The organism is [Clostridium] hylemonae DSM 15053, from assembly GCF_008281175.1.
Classification (GTDB): Bacteria; Bacillota; Clostridia; order Lachnospirales; family Lachnospiraceae; genus Extibacter; species Extibacter hylemonae.
Genome location: NZ_CP036524.1, coordinates 1,143,319 through 1,158,869, shown reverse-complemented (window position 1 = coordinate 1,158,869; position 15,551 = coordinate 1,143,319). Strand labels below are relative to the sequence as shown.

Sequence of the window (15,551 nt, the reverse complement as noted above, 5' to 3'; positions counted from 1 at the left end):
GCCCCCTTACGTAAATGAATTTATGATTGAATTATCTGATATAACCTTCTCCATAAGCTTTTGCACGGTTAAAGGAATACATCTCCGCAAACGACGCCTCCACATAAGGCATAACATAAAAAATGTTCACGATACCACAGGTGATCCCGCCGAGCAGATACCAGCCGATAAAAGACAGGTCCATGATAAATGTCTCCAGCTTCTGTCCTGTCATCATCCGCTTGCTGATGGCGAACGCCTCTTTATAACTCATGCCCGGATTCTCAGAGAGAATATACGGGATCATCCGGTATTCATATGACTTTACAATGCCCGGTATGATGAAAAGCAATGACCAGAGAAATGTAAACAGATCCCTCAAAAACATTGTGAGCACGATATTGCCGTAATGTCCCGACCGGAAACCGTCCAGTACCGTACCTACGCTCACACGCTCTGTCTGGTTGCGGACAAAAAACCGTTTTCCTCCGACTTCCAGCACATTTCCCACGAATATCATCAGCAGCGTGCCAAACAGCGCCATCATGACTGCGACAGCTCCGAATAACGCTCCAAGCGCAGGCAGTCCCCCGGAAAAAGTATCCGCATAGGATGATCCGTTCCACAAGTCCGTACTGTCATGGTAATACGTTGTCTGCCTCAGAGTCTGCGTGCTCCGTCCTGCCCCGCCGGAATTGAATACCATGGATATGACCGACATAATGAACGCCGCCCCGACACACGGCCAGTAATTATATTGAAACGCCTGCTTTCCCCGCATCTTTAGTTCCACTCTGTTCCACATATTATAGTTTCCTCCTCGTTTATACATGTTTGTTGTTTATAATATTGAATCCATTATACTCCAGACGAAGAGTGAAATCTATAAAAAGCAGAAACTTTACAAAGTTTCTGCTTCTGTGCGGCGCTCCGCTTCATATTCCGGAAAATACGTTCGGAACATCTCTGCGGCGGTCCCTTCCAGCTCTTTTTCCATACTCTCAAACCGTTCCAGCATCTTTAAGCCCTGCTCCGTCACCTGGCAGCTCCCTCCGCTTTTCCCGCCGTGCTGCCGTTCTATGAGCCTGATCCCAAGCTCTTTCTCCGCCCGGTTGACGATCTTCCACCCTTTGCTGTACGACATGCCCATCCGCCCGCAGGCCTCTTTCACAGAACCGGACTTCCTGACATTTGTTAAAAGCTGCGCGATCCCGGGACCGAACACCTGCTCCTTCCCGCATATTTTAATTTTCACTTCCACGTGAAGCATACCCATCACTCCAACAATAATATTTTATCTTCCCGCACACTGACCCGCTCCGGGATCTGCCCGTCCCTTCCATCCAGCTTCATCCACATCGTACCGCGCGGACAGTCCGCATTTTTAAATAATACATTCCGCTCAAACGGCGCGTCCGTCACGCTCACCGCCTCTACACGTATCTGGCCGTCCGCCCCGGCCGGCCGGAAATCATGCGCCCGGATGCCGATATACTTAAGCCGTTCCGGAATCTTCCTGTTCAGCGTAAACCGCACGCCCCACTCCTTGGCCTCCACTTCCCGCTCACCGGCGCGGACCGCAGGCGTGATATTCTTACAGCCGGTAAGCCTGGCGGCCTCCATTTTCTCAGGATCCTCAAACAACTCTTTCGTCCCTTTGCAGATAAGATTTTCACCTGCGGACATGACCATAATATGGTCACAGAGTCTGTACAGTTCATCCCGGTCATGGCTTACGATCATGACCGGCCCGCCAAACTCCTGGAGACGCTCTTTTAGTTCCATCTGAAGCTCTTCCTTCATATAGCTGTCCAGCGCAGAAAACGGCTCGTCCAGCAGCAGCGCCTCCGGCCCGGATGCAAGAATTCTTGCAAGAGCCGTCCTCTGCTGCTGTCCCCCCGACAGCCTGTCCGGATAGAGCCCCTGCGTCTCCTCCAGATGAAACCGGCGGATGAGACTCTTGACGAGGGACTTGTCCTTCCCCGCCGCAGCCGCTATATTCTCATACACTGTCATATTGGGAAAAAGCGCATAGTTTTGAAACAAATATCCGACCTTGCGTTTCTGTGGCGGCAGATCGATCTTCCTGTCACTGTCATAAACAATCCTTTCGCCGACGGCAGCCTTTCCTTTATCCGGAGTGATAATACCCGCTATGGCCTTCAGCGTCATACTCTTGCCGCATCCCGATGCCCCGAGGACACCGAGTACCTGTCCCGGCACGGAAAGTTCCATGTTCAGTCTGAAATTCTTATATTCTTTGTGAATACGTGCATATATCTGTCCCATCATCTCCTCCGGCCCTGCTTTCTGAACATCCCCGCCGCCACGTTCATTCCAGATACTGCAAGGAACGAAATGAGCACGAGTATGAGCACATATTTGTAAGCGCCTTCCATATTTCCCGCCGCCACCTCAGAATAGACGGCCAGCGGAAGCGTCCGCGTCCTGCCCGCGATATTGCCCGCGATCATGGCCGTGGCTCCGAATTCGCCAAGCCCTCTGGCAAAGGCAAGTATTCCGCCGGAGAGTACCCCCGGGAGCGCATTCGGCAGAAGCACTCTGCGGAAAATGAAAGCCTCTGACATGCCCAGTGTCCTTCCGGCATAAATAAGATTCTCATCCACCTGCTCGAACGCTCCTCTGGCGGAACGGTACATAAGCGGAAAAGAGATCACCGCCGCCGCGAGTACCGTCGCGCCCCAGGAAAAAGCGATCTTCACGCCGAAATACTCCACAAAGAAACTGCCCACCGGCCGTTTCACCCCAAATATATACAACAGAAAAAAGCCTGCAACCGTCGGGGGAAGAACGAGCGGAAGCGTTAAAAGACCATCCCACACCATTTTCACCTTCTCGTTTTGGATGCGCACTACGAGATATGCGGCCAGAATCCCGGCAAAAAATGTAAACACAATGGAGAAAACTGCTGTTTTAAGAGAGATCATTACAGGGGCTATATCCATGTCATCCTCCTTCTGTCCTGTGGTCTTTTATGAGATGTACTTCCCTTAGTCTGCATTGTTATCTGTAAATCCATACTTTTCAAATACAGCGATGGCCTCGTCGCTTTTAAGGAAATCCAGGAACAGCCGGGCCTCCTCCTTGTGCGAAGAGGCGGAGACAATACCTGCCGGATAGACGGCCGGTTCCGCCAGACTGTCTTTTGGCGCCTCCGCCACTACTTTTACCTTGTCCGTGGTCGCCGCATCTGTGGCATATACGATCCCTGCCTGGGCGCTTCCTTCCGCCACCCAGTTCAGTACCTCCGTCACATTTGTGCCAAGACTTGCCTTTGCGGACACTTCATCCCAGATGCCGAGGCTCGTCAGTGACTCTTCAGAATACTGGCCGACAGGAACACTGGCCGGATCGCCGATGGCGATCGAATCTGCCTTCGTGATATCTGTAAATTCTTTCAGGTCCAGATCAGAGTCCCGGGCGGTGATCAGTACGATCTTATTCTTGAGCAGATCCACGACCGAGTCCTTGTCCACCAGTGCCTCCTCCGCCAGTGCGTTCATCTGCTTTGCGGCAGCTGACATGAATACGTCCGCCTCAAGCCCCTCCTCGATCTGCGTCTGCAGCTTTCCGGAACTGTCGTACGTACCCTTCACGGTAATATAAGGATACTTCTTCTCGAACATGGGGATAAGCTCGTCCGTATAAGAATATTCCAGACTGGCCGCCGCTGCCGCCAGGATCGTCACCGGTTCTTTGCCGTCCGTCTTCGTCTCCTGCTTCTCTTCTTTCGTATCCGCCTTCTCGTCCGCATCCCCGGCGCCGGCGCATCCGCTCACAAATGTGCCCGCAAGAACTGCTGCCATAAGTACCCCGAGTATTCTGCTTCTTTTTTTCATAACTTGTGATCCTCCTCCTTCTCATTTCATCTGAACACAACATACTTCATTCAGCTAAATTATACATCAAGTTGTTTTTAAAAACAACTCGATTGCTTATTTGCAGGGACAGACTTTGTCCGGACGGAAACGTCTGTCCCTGTACACTTACCTGCCTGTCAGCCGGTACTACTTTTTCTTTTTCTCATAAGGCGTGCCTGAAAGCGGCAGTTTTGTCTGAAACTGTCCGTTCCATTTATAAAATGCTCCCGCTATGGCCGGCGCCGTCGGTATGGATGTGATCTCTCCGATGCCGATCGCCCCGTACGCCGCCTCAACTCCCGGCTTTTCTATGATGATCGGTTCTATTTCCGGCACTTTGTCGGCCTTCAAAAGACCAAGGGTGCCAAACTTTGATTTCGGCTCACCGTTCTCGAGCACGTACTGTTCTGTCAGGGCAAACCCCATCCCCATCACGACGCCGCCTTCTATCTGTCCTTCCACACTGACCGGATTGACCGCCTTCCCCACATCGTGGGCCGCCGCCAGCAGTTTCACCGTGCCATCCTCATTGAGTGCGCACAGCTGGGCCGCATAACCATAGGCCACGTGGGATACCGGATGCAGAATATCGCTTCCCATCTTATCTGTCTTTGCCAGATACGAGCCGAAATACTCTCTTCCCTCCAGCTCTTTCAGGCCGTACTCTGACAGATCCGCACGCAGCTCTTCTGCCGCCCGCCTTGCCGCCTCGCCGGTCACAAGCGTCTGTCTGGAACCGGACGTCGTTCCGGAATCCGGCGCCCTGGACGTGTTCGGCTGCTCGTAAGAGATCTCTTCCAGCTTAAGGCCGGCAGTCTCTGAGACGATCTGAGTCAGCACTGTTCCTAGTCCCTGCCCGATGCAGGACGCCCCGGCGTGTATCTCTGCCTTCCCGGCGTTCACAAGCAGACGGCACCGGCCCCAGTCCGGAAGTCCGACGCCGACGCCGGCATTTTTCATGGCACAGGCGATTCCGGCATAAGGTTCCCTGTCGTACCGCTCCTTCAACGCCTCCAGTGCCTCCGCCACTGCGGTTGACGCATCGGCTGTCTGGCCGTTCGGCAGCACCTGCCCCGGACGTATGGCGTTCCGGTACCGGATCTCCCACGGTGTGATGCCAACCATATCTGCCAGCTGATTCAGATTCATCTCCGACGCAAAGCACGTCTGCGTCACACCAAAACCTCGAAACGCGCCGGCCGGCGGATTATTTGTATACACAGCTCTGCCGTCGATATCTACCGTCTGAAAGTTATAGGGCCCTGCCGCGTGGGTGCACGCCCTCTGGAGCACCGGACCCCCGAGCGACGCATATGCCCCCGTGTCCGATACGACGACCGCCTTCATGGCTGTCAGGTATCCGTTCTCATCACAGGCCGTCGTCACGTCCATCCACATCGGATGCCGCTTCGGATGAATGAGAATACTTTCCTTTCTCGTAAGCTTCACCTTCACTGTACGGCCTGTCAGATAGGCCACAAGCGCCGCGTGATGCTGCACCGTCACATCTTCCTTGCCGCCAAAGCCTCCGCCGACAAGCTTATTTTCCACAATGACCTTTTCCCGGGGGATCCCGAGCATCATGGCACATTCGTGCTGTGTATCATAGGTTCCCTGGTCCGTGGAATAAATGAACACCCCGCCGTCAAACGGCATGGCTACGGCCGCCTCCGGTTCGAGAAACGCATGCTCCGTCCACGGTGTCTCATAGTGATTTGTCACTTTGTATCGGGAGGCCTGGATCACCTCATCCGCGTTTCCCCGCACGAGATGCTCGTGCGCAAGGATATTGCCGTCACTGTGTACTTTTGGAGCGTCTTCCCTCATGGCGTCAAACGGATCAAGCACCGGCGTCAGCTCCTCGTACTCCACCTTGACAAGCTTCTTGGCCTCCTCCACGATCTCCGGCGTCTCCGCCGCCACGATACAGACCGCGTCGCCGAGATAATGCGTCTCTTTTCCGACCGGTATCATCGTGTCCCAGTCCTGTTTCAGATGCCCGACCTTTACGCTTCCCGGGATATCCGCAGCCGTAAACACGCCGGCAACGCCCGGCAGCGCTTTCGCCTCCTTTGTATGTATGGCTGTCACTCTGGCGCGCGGATACGCCGAGCGGAGCGCGCTGGCATATATCATTCCGTCCAGATACATATCATCTACGTACTCCCCTGTTCCAAGCACCTTCTGCCTGGCATCGATCCGCTGGATGGCCCTGCCTGTCGGGGCGATCCCTTTATCCTCTCCCACATCCGCCTCTTCCCTGAACAGCTTTGCACTGAGCAGGACAGCGTCTATGATCTTTTTATATCCTGTACAGCGGCACACATTGTTTTTTATGGCCGCCGCTGCCTCCAGCCTGGAAGGATCCGGATGTTCATCGATGAGCGCCTTGGCGCACATGACCATTCCGGGAATACAGAAGCCGCACTGAACCGCCCCCGCTTTGGCGAACGCATATCCGTACACGTCCTTTTCCCTGTCACTGAGCCCCTCCACTGTAACGATCTGTTTCCCTGCCAATTTTGACACAAGCGGGATGCACGCCCGGTTCGTCTTCCCGTCTATGATGACGGTACATGTCCCGCAGGCGCCCTCGCTGCACCCGTCTTTAACGGAGGTCAGGTGCAGGTCATCCCGCAGGAACCGGATCAGTCTCTTATCATTCGTGACCTCATATGTCTGTCCGTTGACCACCAATGTGTACATACGGCACCTCCTTACTGCCTCACTGTTCCCCAGTAAGGTCAGCTTTCCTGTCTATGTCATGCAACTCTTCCTTTTCTATCTCTACTAAAATGATTTCTTCCGCATGTTTTTCCATTACCGGCCGGCCGCCCCTGTCCCCGGTTGCTGCCAGGAGTTCCCCGGCATATGCCGCGTCCCATACGACCGGATTCCCGCCCCGGCCGCCTGCGGACGCGCGCACGATCCGTCCCGGATTCTGTTCGGCCGTCCGAAGAAGCCTTACAAAGGTACCGGCAGTCAGCCGCGGCTGATCACAGACGGTAAACAGAACGCCTCTCAGATTCGGAAGTGTATCGAGACATGCTTTAAGCCCGAGCTTCATAGAGCGGGAACTGCCTCTTTCCGGCTGCGTGTTCTTAACGACCGCCATCCCCCTCTTTGCGGCATCTTCCATAATGGCTTTCTCCCCCGTGACAACAACTTTCCACACATCCGGAAGTTCTGCCAGCGTATCGAACAGATGCCGGTACAAAGGCCTGCCTTCCACATCCGCAAGCAGCTTGCCGCCGCCAAACCGGAGCCCCTGTCCTGCTGCCAGCACTACGACCGCGTATGTCCCATAATACTGCTCTGCCGCGCGCACCGCCCCTGCTCCGACGCATCTTGCCTTGTCGGAGATCGTGACACAATAGCGGCGGTCAAGACGGGCGTCAATATCCCCGATCTTCATTCCCTTTTTGACCGGCGCTTTGCTTTGCAGCATCCCTCTTATCATGCCGGACATCTTTGCATAGACCGGTTTCCCTCCGGTCACTGCCACGATCTGGCCGGCCGACACTTCATCCCCGATCTCAGCTTCCTGCTCCATCACTCCGTCCGCAGAAGCCTGTATGAGCCGCTCTCTCGAATAGCCGCCCACCTCTCCGGGCACGCCTGTATTCGGGAGCGCACTGCCCTCCCATATGGCACAGCCCAGCGTATGTCCCCGCTTCGTCTCTATGACACAGTGGCAATCCACGCCGGCTGTAAATCCGGGACCGGCTGCTATGACAAGCGGGGCGTCCTCCCTGGATGTACCCGTGTTCTTTTTGGCCAGGATGGCGTCAACGAGCACATCCGGGCAGAATTCCTTCCGGATATCCGCCGCCTCATCCACGATGACAGCGATCTTCCCGCTGTCCATCACCGCCTGTGCTTCCTCTATATCTGTCACGAGTACGCCTGTCATTCCTTCCACCACGGCGCTGCCTTCACAGACAGCCCTCGACATGGCCACCGACCTTCTCACCGTGAGAGGGACCGGCAGCTCCGTCATTATGATCCTGTGCCCGCGCCGGAACAGTTCGTACGCGATCCCTGTCGCCAGGTCGCCGGCTCCTTTAATCAGTACATTCATATGTGCCTCCAAGTCCCGCCGTGAGGACTACATTATAAAATCCTTTTTCCGCAAACAGACCGGCAACTCTTTCTCCCATACGGATACGCTCTGCGTTGTCTGCCTTATTCAGAATAATGTGAAACTTCATAAACGGATCCATACTTTTCTTCATCCCCATATCACTCAGGCCGATCGCTGCGATGTCCTCGCACTCCAGCCTGTCGTCCATATCCTTTCCGAGAAATGCGGCCGCCTCTTCCGGCCGGTGGCATACCTCCCTGATACGTCCGCCCACAGCGTCCAGGCCGGCCACGCCCAGAAGCACCATCGTCTTGCCCCATAGTACCGGCTCATGCGCGCCGGGTACTTTAAGCGGCTGCCCTTTCGCCCCGTCCGCTTCTATGATGACCGGCACGGCCAGCATTCTGACCGCTTCCAGAAATGCCGTCGGAAACGCGCTCATCTTTCCGTCCGGTTCAGGATACCCTGCCCACACCGGCCTCTTATGCTTAAGCATCCGGTACAAAAGCTCCAGATCCGGAGAACTTAGATAAAAGCCATCGTCCGGCTGCCACATATGCGTCGTCGTCGTAACGATGACCGGCTGCCCTTCTGCCTCATATTCCCGGGCAAGCTGCCGGATGATCGTCGTCTTGCCCCCCGCGCCCACGATGGAAATGATAGGCGCAGAAAACCCGTCCAGCAAAAGTGCTGACTTCAGGCTCTCATTCTCAATTGGTCTGCTGCTTCTGTAACTTCGTATCATATTCATGCCTCACATTATCCGATGTCTGCTGCTTCCTGTGCGGTCACATACCGCCCGCCGTATTCCCTTACGATCGCTCCATTTTCCGCCGCCAGCTCTCCGCGCAGATACACCTTTTCCGCGCGTCCTTTGAGCACCGTGCCTTCAAGCGGACAGTAATCCGCCGCCGACTTCTGGCTCTCTGCGGACAACGTCCACTCCGCCTCAGGATCCCACACGACGATATCTGCGTCACATCCCGGCTCCAGCGCCCCCTTTTTGGGATACAGATGGTAAAGCCTCGCCGGCCCGTACGACAGATATGCGCACATCTGCTCTAACGTGATCCTTCCCTGCCTTACGCCGAAATGATACATAAGCGCCGGGCGCTCCTCCGCCCCCGGCATTCCGCACGGCACGAGAGAAAAATCGCTCTCACCCATCTTCTTCTGGCTCGTTGTAAAGCTGCAGTGATCTGTGCACACTGTCTGGATCTCATTCTCACGCAGCGCCTTCCACAGTTCCTGCTGGTCCTCCTTCGTCCGCAGCGGCGGCGCTATCATATAATTTCTGCCCTCGTTGTCAGGCAGGTGATACTTGCTTTCATCCATGACAAGATACTGGGGACACGTCTCCACATACACTGTCTGCCCCGACTCTCTCGCCCTTCTCACCTCTGCAAGTCCTTCTTTGGAGCTTAAGTGCACGACGATGACCGGCGTATCCACACATCCGGCTATCTTGAGAAGTCTCCCGACCGCTTCCGCCTCCGTGGCCGCAGGGCGTGTTCCCGGATAGTCCGATACATGTTCCCGGTTTCCTTTCTTCTTCATCACTTCCGCTGTCCGGGCGTCGATGATCCCTTTGTTCTCGCAGTGTACTCCCGCGATCCCTCCGAGCTCTTTAAGCCTTGACAATATTTCATATATCGTTCTGTCATCCACCACCATGGCGTCGTAAGTCATATATAACTTAAAGGAATGGATCCCCGACGCCGTCACCTGTGCCAGTTCTTCCGACACCTCCTCATTCCAGTCCGACATGGCGAGGTGAAACGCATAATCACAGGACGATCTGCCGCCGGCTTTCTCATGCCAGCAGGAAAGCGCATACGCAAGACTCTCCCCCTTGTTCTGTGTGGCAAAGTCCACGATGCATGTGGTGCCCCCTGAAAGCTCTGCCTTCGTCCCCGTATCAAACCCGTCCGCAGTCACCGTACCCGACACTTCCAGGTCCATATGAGTGTGGGCGTCGATAAATCCGGGAAACAAAAGCTTTCCCTCCACATCAATGACCTCCGCGCCGTGGAAGTCAAGATTCTCGCCCATGGCAAGAATCTTTTCCCCCTTTACAAGAATATCCAACTTTTCCGTTCTCTCTGGGCCAACCACAGTTCCGCCCCGGAATAAACGCTTCATACTGCCTGCCTTCTTTCTGTTTATGATGAGATCAAATATGTATAGTCCTTAAGTATCGTTTCTATAAGCCGCGCGATCCCTTCCGGGAGTTCTTTTGCCTCCGCCGCATTTACCGTATGCATCCGGCCAAGATAACGCACCCGGCACAGACCGGCCGCCTGGTCAGTCACGGCAAATCCGTCGTTTTTACTCTCTTCCATGTCCGCTTCTTTTGCAAACAGGGTAAATTTATCCAGATACGGCGCACTGTCATACGGACAGAAACTCCTGCAGTTGCCGCATTCATTACACATATAATCTACATGGATGACTTGTTCCTTCTCCATCCCAGGCACGTGCACCGATATATTGGCCCGGTTCGGACAGACATCCACACAGTTCTCACACACAGTGGAACAGCTCAGACAGCGCTGTGCTTCCTTCTTATCGGACGGCTCCGCCAGAATGCCTTTTCTGGCATAGACATCAGATTTAACGGCCGGACTGCTCCTATGTCCGGACACCGGCTTCCCCGCGGCAGCTTCCGCCGCAGTCTTTGCGTCAGCCATGCCTTTGACTACGAGCGAGGGACCGTTAAGCCCGTCTCCGATGACATACACGCCTGGCACGTTCGTCCCGAGGTTACTGTCCACCTTCGGGCGGCCCTTTTCATCCACACAGATACCGTTTTCTTCATAATAGTCAGCAGGCACCTTCTCGCCCACTGCAGCTATGACCATATCCGCCGGGATCTTCTCTGTCTCCTCTGTCTCCCTCACACCGGCACGGCCGGAAGCATCCGGTGCGCCAAGCGTCGTCTTCCTGCAGATGAGCGCCCCTTTTTCCATGCGGGCAGGCGCAAGCAGCTCCCTGAATTCCACTCCGTCCGCGACAGCCTGCAAAAGCTCATGTTCATCCGCCGGCATATAGCGCTTTGTCCTCCGGTATACGAGATATACATGTTCTACACCCGGACAGCGCACCGCGGCTCTTGCCGTATCCATCGCCGTATTTCCTCCGCCGATCACCACGACGTTTCTGCCCGGTCTAATTGTTCCCTTCGTCTCATTAAATTCTTCCAGAAACGCAAGGGCATTGACCGGCGTCCCTCCTTCCAGCTTAAGGCTGCTTCTCTTATAAGCCCCCACCGCCAGAATAACGGAGTCATAACCTGCGCGCTTCAGCTCGCTGACCGGCGGCGCCTGCGTATTACACTTTATCTCCACGCCCAGCTTTTCAAGAAAGGACACGTCTTTTGCGATCACCGTGTCATCGATGCGGAAATCCGGTATGACGCTGCTGACAATACCACCCAGCACCGGACGCTTCTCATATATCGTCACCTGTACGCCCGCCCTGGCCATATAAAACGCCGCCGCCATGCCGGAGGGACCTCCCCCGACTACAGCTGCCCGTCTCCCGCAGCTTTTGGCCGGTTCAAGCGAAGACAGGGCCGCCTCATACGCCTTCCCGGCACAGAGCAGCTTTGTGTCCCTTATCTGTACCGGTGATTCATAGAAGTTTCTCGTGCAGTGGCTCATACACCCGTGTGCACAGATCGTCCCGGTGATAAACGGCAGTGCATTCTCATTTAAAATGACCTGCATCGCCTCCTCGTATCTCCCTTCCCCGGAAAGTCTCATATATGTCGACACTTCCTGGTGGATCGGACAGGCGTCCTCACACGGAGCCGTATAACAGTCAAGCAGCGGCACTTTCTCAGAAGACTTTCTGGAGGCCGGCATCTTGGCCGGTTTCATGTGATGCCTGTCACACACAGCATCCTGCGCTGCCTTTATGAGCCCCTCTGTATCTGTCTTATCAAACGGCTTCATTCCCATATCATCCAGAACTTCCGCCATCTGCAGAAGCCTCTGGTATCCGCCCGGCTTAAGTATCGTCGTCGCCACCGTGACCGGCCATACGCCGCATCCGGCGATGCGCTCAATATTGAATGCATCCGCGCCTCCCGAATACGCGATCCTGAGTCTTCCCGCGAACTCCTGTGAAAGCTTTGCCGCAAGTGAGATCGACAGCGGATAAAGCGACTTTCCGGACATATACATTTCCTCGCTCGGCAGTTCTCCCGCCTTGACATCCACCGGAAAGGTATTCGTGATCTTGACGCCGAATTCCAGTCCGAGGCTTGCGGACAGCTTCATAAGCCTTTTAAGCATCGGCACTGCGTCTGCGTACTGAAGGTCATCCTCAAAATGGAACCTTCCAAAGGCCACATAGTCATATCCCATCTTATCGAGCGTCGCGCGCGCGAAATCATAGCCAAGCAGCGTAGGATTGCACTTGATAAATGTGTGCATCCTCTTTTCTTTCAGAAGATAGTCCGCAATGCTCTCGATCTCCTGCGGCGGACATCCGTGCAGTGTAGAGATCGTGGCGGAATTACATATATCAGGAGAAATGGCTTCAATGTCCTCTGCCGTCATCCGCCCAAACTCCTCTGCATGCTCCAGCAGATACTGTCTGCATTCCCGGAAGGTGTCCGTATGTCCGGCATACTTCATGCTCTCTATAAAATGGTCGATCTTCGGAGATTTAATGCCTGCAAGGTCATATCCCACACTGATGTTGAACTGGAAGCCGTCCATGCTCCCAAGCCCATATTCCTTTGCCATAAACGACAGAAGAAACCATGCCTTTATATACTCTTCCTGCGCCTGCGGCACATAAAGCTCCGTGGACCACTCACAGTTATAGCATTCATCGTCCGCCTTGATACACGGTTTATTGACACAGGCCGCCAGCTCGTCGCCGTCCATTATCTGCACGGTCTTCAGTTCAAAAAACCGCGCGCCCGCGTAGTAGGACGCCGCGATATTCTGTGCCAGCTGGCTGTTCGGCCCCGCGGCCGGTCCGATGACGGTCTCCAGGTTTCTTCCGAATATCGTAAGAGAACGGGAGGCGTCAGCCTTATAAGGACGGTGGACTCCGAACACAGTTCCCTTCGTGTCATGTTCCGCGCGTATCCATTCCATCAACTGGGAAAATGGCATACACGTCATCTTATCACTCATATTATTTCCTCCTCATTATACATCACCCGTTGATACTCTTCCACAATATGTCGGACTGTTCTCTGCATTTCTCCATGGCCTCTTTTACGTCGATCACTTTTACTTCTCTGTCCTGCATGAGAATGCGCCCGTTTCCGACTGTCGTCACCACATCGCGGCCCGTCATGCCAAATAAGATGTGTCCGTATATGTTATCCTTTGTCAGGCGGGTCGGCGGATCATAAGCAACGATGATCACATCTGCGGCCGCCCCTTCTCTCAGGACGCCGAGCGGCGCTTTGAAATAGCGGTTCGCTATGGCGGCATTATTTTCAAACAGCATCTTCGGCACCTCGCTCCACGCTGCGTTCGGGTCACACAGATGATGCTTGTGCAGCACATTCGCGACCTTAAAAGACTCTGTCATATCATGCGTGTAGCCGTCGGTGCCAAGACCGGTCAGTATCCCCCTGCGCACGAGCTCCATCGTCGGAGGACAGCCGCAGGCATTTCCCATATTGGATTCCGGATTATGTACGACCATCGTGTCCGTCTCTTTCAGAAGCTCCATCTCATGCGGGTTGATATAGATACAATGACCGAGCAGCGTCTTTTCCCCGAGCACCCCATGGTCCATGAGACGGTCCACAATACGTTTCCCGTACTTGTTCAGACAGTCATGCAGGTCCTCGATCCCCTCGGCCACGTGTATGTGGTAGCCGGCTTCCGCAGGCTTATTCGCCGCCGCCAGCTCAAATGTCTCATCCGAAATGGTAAACTGTGCGTGCATTCCCATCATACCCGCCAGCATATCTGTATCATCCTTCAGCGCATGGCGGATGAAGGCTGCATTTTCCCTGACCGCCTCCCTCGCCTTGTCCTGTCCGTCCCTGTCTGACACCTCATAGCAGAGACAGGCCCGTATGCCCAATTCCTTCGCCACCTCCGCTATCGTAAACAGACTGTCTGTAATATGTCCGTAGCTTGCATGGTGGTCAAAGATCGTCGTCACTCCGTTTCTGATACAGGATATCATCGTGTCCACCGCGCTGTATCTTGTCTGCTCCAGTGTGAGATGGCGGTCGATCGTCCACCACTGTCCGTCCAGAATGTCCAGAAATCCCTTCGGACTGTATCCTTTGATGCTAAGCCCCCTCGCCATGGCGCTGTAGATGTGTTCGTGTGCGTTGATGAACGCCGGCATGATAACATTGCCTCCGGCATCAATGAACTGTGCATCCGGGTAGCTCTTCCTTATATCGTCCGCCGGCCCGACGGCAATGATACGGTTCCCGTCCATGGCAACCGCGCCATTCTCAATATAAGGATTCTGCGCGTCTAATGTAATAGTCTTTCCGCTGCCTATTACGAGCATAATGTCGCCTCCTCTTTACCGCTTGTTCCAGAACTCTCGGCCGTTCCCATGGCGCCTGCCGGTATTCTGAACGCTTTTTTTACTTTTACAATGATATATTTACCTGTTGCCCGGCACCGCCCGGACAGGGAGACAGATCGTCCGCGCGGCAGCCCTTTTCGGTTCTCCTCTGTACGCATATATGTTCAGAACATCTTGTGTATTTGAACATATTTCACATTCAAAGAAGTCCATGCAACCGAATTATTTCGTATAATTTACACAAACATTCCGTTTGTTTCCTTCATTCTATCATCAATATATATAAATTGCAACGCTATATACAAAAATATTTTTGTATGCTAAATATTTTTTTATTTTTGTATTGCTTTTTCTTTTTTCTGTGCTATGATGAGTTTAGGGAGACAGTAGAAGTATATGAGGAGGCACAGAAGAAAATGGCAGATTCCAGACTGGAAATGTTAAAACAGATAGCTGCGGGGATGGCCGCCCAGTTCGGTGAAAACTGTGAAGTAGTCGTGCACGATCTGACGAAAAGTTCCATTGACAGTTCCATCGTGCATATAGAAAACGGCCACATCACAGGCCGGAGGCTTGGCGACGGGCCGTCCGCCGCGGTCCTGAATGCGGTGAAGCATCAGAACGGGCCGCTTGAAGACCACCTGGCCTATCTGATCAAGACAGATAACGGCCGCATCCTGAAATGCAGCACCATTTACATCAATGACGACAAGGGCAGACCGCGTTACATCCTCTCCATCAATTACGACATTACGAATCTTATGGCGCTGGAGGGAAGCATCCACGCGCTCACCAGCTGCCCGCCGGAGGAGGAAGACAGTAAGGCCGGGAACCCGCCGAAAAAGATCACCCACGACGTCAGTGAACTTCTGGATGAACTCATCGAGGAATCCGTCGAACTCGTAGGAGTACCGGCGGCTCTCATGACAAAAGACGAGAAAATAAAAGCCATCAGATTTCTGAACGATGCAGGCGCGTTTCTCATCACGAAATCAGGGGATAAAGTGGCCAAATACTTTGGCATCTCCAAATATACTTTATATAGTTATGTGGAAATCAACAAATAAACAAATATGGAA

The 15,551-nt window shown here is 54.0% G+C and carries 13 protein-coding genes; 1 reads left to right on the top strand and 12 read right to left on the bottom strand.

Annotation, left to right across the window (positions count from 1 at the left end):
• Positions 1-31 precede the first annotated feature (31 nt).
• The 12 genes from LAJLEIBI_RS05425 to LAJLEIBI_RS05370 all read right to left on the bottom strand — a co-directional run bounded on the left by LAJLEIBI_RS05425 (position 32) and on the right by LAJLEIBI_RS05370 (position 14,630).
• Entirely contained in the window at positions 32-784 is a 753-nt protein-coding gene (locus LAJLEIBI_RS05425) for a DUF975 family protein (RefSeq protein ID WP_040434682.1), read from the bottom strand.
• A 96-nt stretch (positions 785-880) separates the two neighbouring features.
• The gene (locus tag LAJLEIBI_RS05420; protein WP_040434680.1) at positions 881-1,249 is read right to left on the bottom strand and encodes a winged helix-turn-helix domain-containing protein; all 369 of its coding nucleotides are present in this window, start codon (positions 1,247-1,249) and stop codon (positions 881-883) included.
• A 5-nt stretch (positions 1,250-1,254) separates the two neighbouring features.
• The gene (locus tag LAJLEIBI_RS05415; protein WP_006441915.1) at positions 1,255-2,271 is read right to left on the bottom strand and encodes a sulfate/molybdate ABC transporter ATP-binding protein; all 1,017 of its coding nucleotides are present in this window, start codon (positions 2,269-2,271) and stop codon (positions 1,255-1,257) included.
• Positions 2,268-2,945, bottom strand: coding sequence for a molybdate ABC transporter permease subunit (gene modB, locus LAJLEIBI_RS05410; RefSeq protein WP_006441914.1), 678 nt, complete (start codon positions 2,943-2,945; stop codon positions 2,268-2,270). Before modB ends, LAJLEIBI_RS05415 begins: the two co-directional genes overlap by 4 nt.
• 45 nt (positions 2,946-2,990) lie before the next feature.
• Positions 2,991-3,839, bottom strand: a complete 849-nt coding sequence (modA, locus tag LAJLEIBI_RS05405; protein WP_006441913.1) for a molybdate ABC transporter substrate-binding protein — start codon at positions 3,837-3,839, stop codon at positions 2,991-2,993.
• A gap of 168 nt (positions 3,840-4,007) precedes the next feature.
• Positions 4,008-6,566: a selenium-dependent xanthine dehydrogenase gene (gene xdh, locus LAJLEIBI_RS05400; protein ID WP_006441912.1), complete on the bottom strand. Its 2,559-nt coding sequence runs from the start codon at positions 6,564-6,566 to the stop codon at positions 4,008-4,010.
• Positions 6,567-6,585: 19 nt separating this feature from the next.
• Positions 6,586-7,941, bottom strand: a complete 1,356-nt coding sequence (yqeB, locus tag LAJLEIBI_RS05395; protein WP_006441911.1) for a selenium-dependent molybdenum cofactor biosynthesis protein YqeB — start codon at positions 7,939-7,941, stop codon at positions 6,586-6,588.
• Positions 7,925-8,689: a selenium cofactor biosynthesis protein YqeC gene (yqeC, locus tag LAJLEIBI_RS05390; RefSeq protein WP_170254061.1), complete on the bottom strand. Its 765-nt coding sequence runs from the start codon at positions 8,687-8,689 to the stop codon at positions 7,925-7,927. The genes yqeB and yqeC overlap by 17 nt, the downstream gene beginning before the upstream one ends.
• Positions 8,690-8,703: 14 nt before the next feature.
• Entirely contained in the window at positions 8,704-10,086 is a 1,383-nt protein-coding gene (hydA, locus tag LAJLEIBI_RS05385; RefSeq protein WP_006441909.1) for a dihydropyrimidinase, read from the bottom strand.
• A 20-nt stretch (positions 10,087-10,106) separates the two neighbouring features.
• Positions 10,107-13,097, bottom strand: a complete 2,991-nt coding sequence (ygfK, locus tag LAJLEIBI_RS05380) for a putative selenate reductase subunit YgfK (RefSeq protein WP_006441908.1) — start codon at positions 13,095-13,097, stop codon at positions 10,107-10,109.
• A 22-nt stretch (positions 13,098-13,119) separates the two neighbouring features.
• On the bottom strand, positions 13,120-14,451 hold the full coding sequence (gene ssnA, locus LAJLEIBI_RS05375; RefSeq protein WP_006441907.1) for a putative aminohydrolase SsnA: 1,332 nt from the start codon (positions 14,449-14,451) through the stop codon (positions 13,120-13,122).
• The gene (locus tag LAJLEIBI_RS05370; RefSeq protein WP_006441906.1) at positions 14,442-14,630 is read right to left on the bottom strand and encodes a hypothetical protein; all 189 of its coding nucleotides are present in this window, start codon (positions 14,628-14,630) and stop codon (positions 14,442-14,444) included. Before LAJLEIBI_RS05370 ends, ssnA begins: the two co-directional genes overlap by 10 nt.
• Positions 14,631-14,888: 258 nt before the next feature.
• Here LAJLEIBI_RS05370 and LAJLEIBI_RS05365 point away from each other — a divergent pair, with 258 nt between their 5' ends.
• Positions 14,889-15,539 (top strand): helix-turn-helix transcriptional regulator, encoded by a 651-nt coding sequence (locus LAJLEIBI_RS05365; protein ID WP_040434676.1) that lies wholly within the window; start codon positions 14,889-14,891, stop codon positions 15,537-15,539.
• The last annotated feature ends 12 nt before the right edge of the window (positions 15,540-15,551 follow it).

Coding starts and splice junctions, on each gene's coding strand:
- LAJLEIBI_RS05370 (WP_006441906.1), bottom strand. CDS start 14,630: ATGCGTACAGAGGAGAACCGAAAAGGGCTGCCGCGCGGACGATCTGTC.
- LAJLEIBI_RS05365 (WP_040434676.1), top strand. CDS start 14,889: ATGGCAGATTCCAGACTGGAAATGTTAAAACAGATAGCTGCGGGGATG.
- LAJLEIBI_RS05415 (WP_006441915.1), bottom strand. CDS start 2,271: ATGATGGGACAGATATATGCACGTATTCACAAAGAATATAAGAATTTC.
- ssnA (WP_006441907.1), bottom strand. CDS start 14,451: ATGCTCGTAATAGGCAGCGGAAAGACTATTACATTAGACGCGCAGAAT.
- yqeC (WP_170254061.1), bottom strand. CDS start 8,689: ATGATACGAAGTTACAGAAGCAGCAGACCAATTGAGAATGAGAGCCTG.
- LAJLEIBI_RS05425 (WP_040434682.1), bottom strand. CDS start 784: ATGTGGAACAGAGTGGAACTAAAGATGCGGGGAAAGCAGGCGTTTCAA.
- ygfK (WP_006441908.1), bottom strand. CDS start 13,097: ATGAGTGATAAGATGACGTGTATGCCATTTTCCCAGTTGATGGAATGG.
- xdh (WP_006441912.1), bottom strand. CDS start 6,566: ATGTACACATTGGTGGTCAACGGACAGACATATGAGGTCACGAATGAT.
- LAJLEIBI_RS05420 (WP_040434680.1), bottom strand. CDS start 1,249: ATGCTTCACGTGGAAGTGAAAATTAAAATATGCGGGAAGGAGCAGGTG.
- hydA (WP_006441909.1), bottom strand. CDS start 10,086: ATGAAGCGTTTATTCCGGGGCGGAACTGTGGTTGGCCCAGAGAGAACG.
- modB (WP_006441914.1), bottom strand. CDS start 2,945: ATGGATATAGCCCCTGTAATGATCTCTCTTAAAACAGCAGTTTTCTCC.
- yqeB (WP_006441911.1), bottom strand. CDS start 7,941: ATGAATGTACTGATTAAAGGAGCCGGCGACCTGGCGACAGGGATCGCG.
- modA (WP_006441913.1), bottom strand. CDS start 3,839: ATGAAAAAAAGAAGCAGAATACTCGGGGTACTTATGGCAGCAGTTCTT.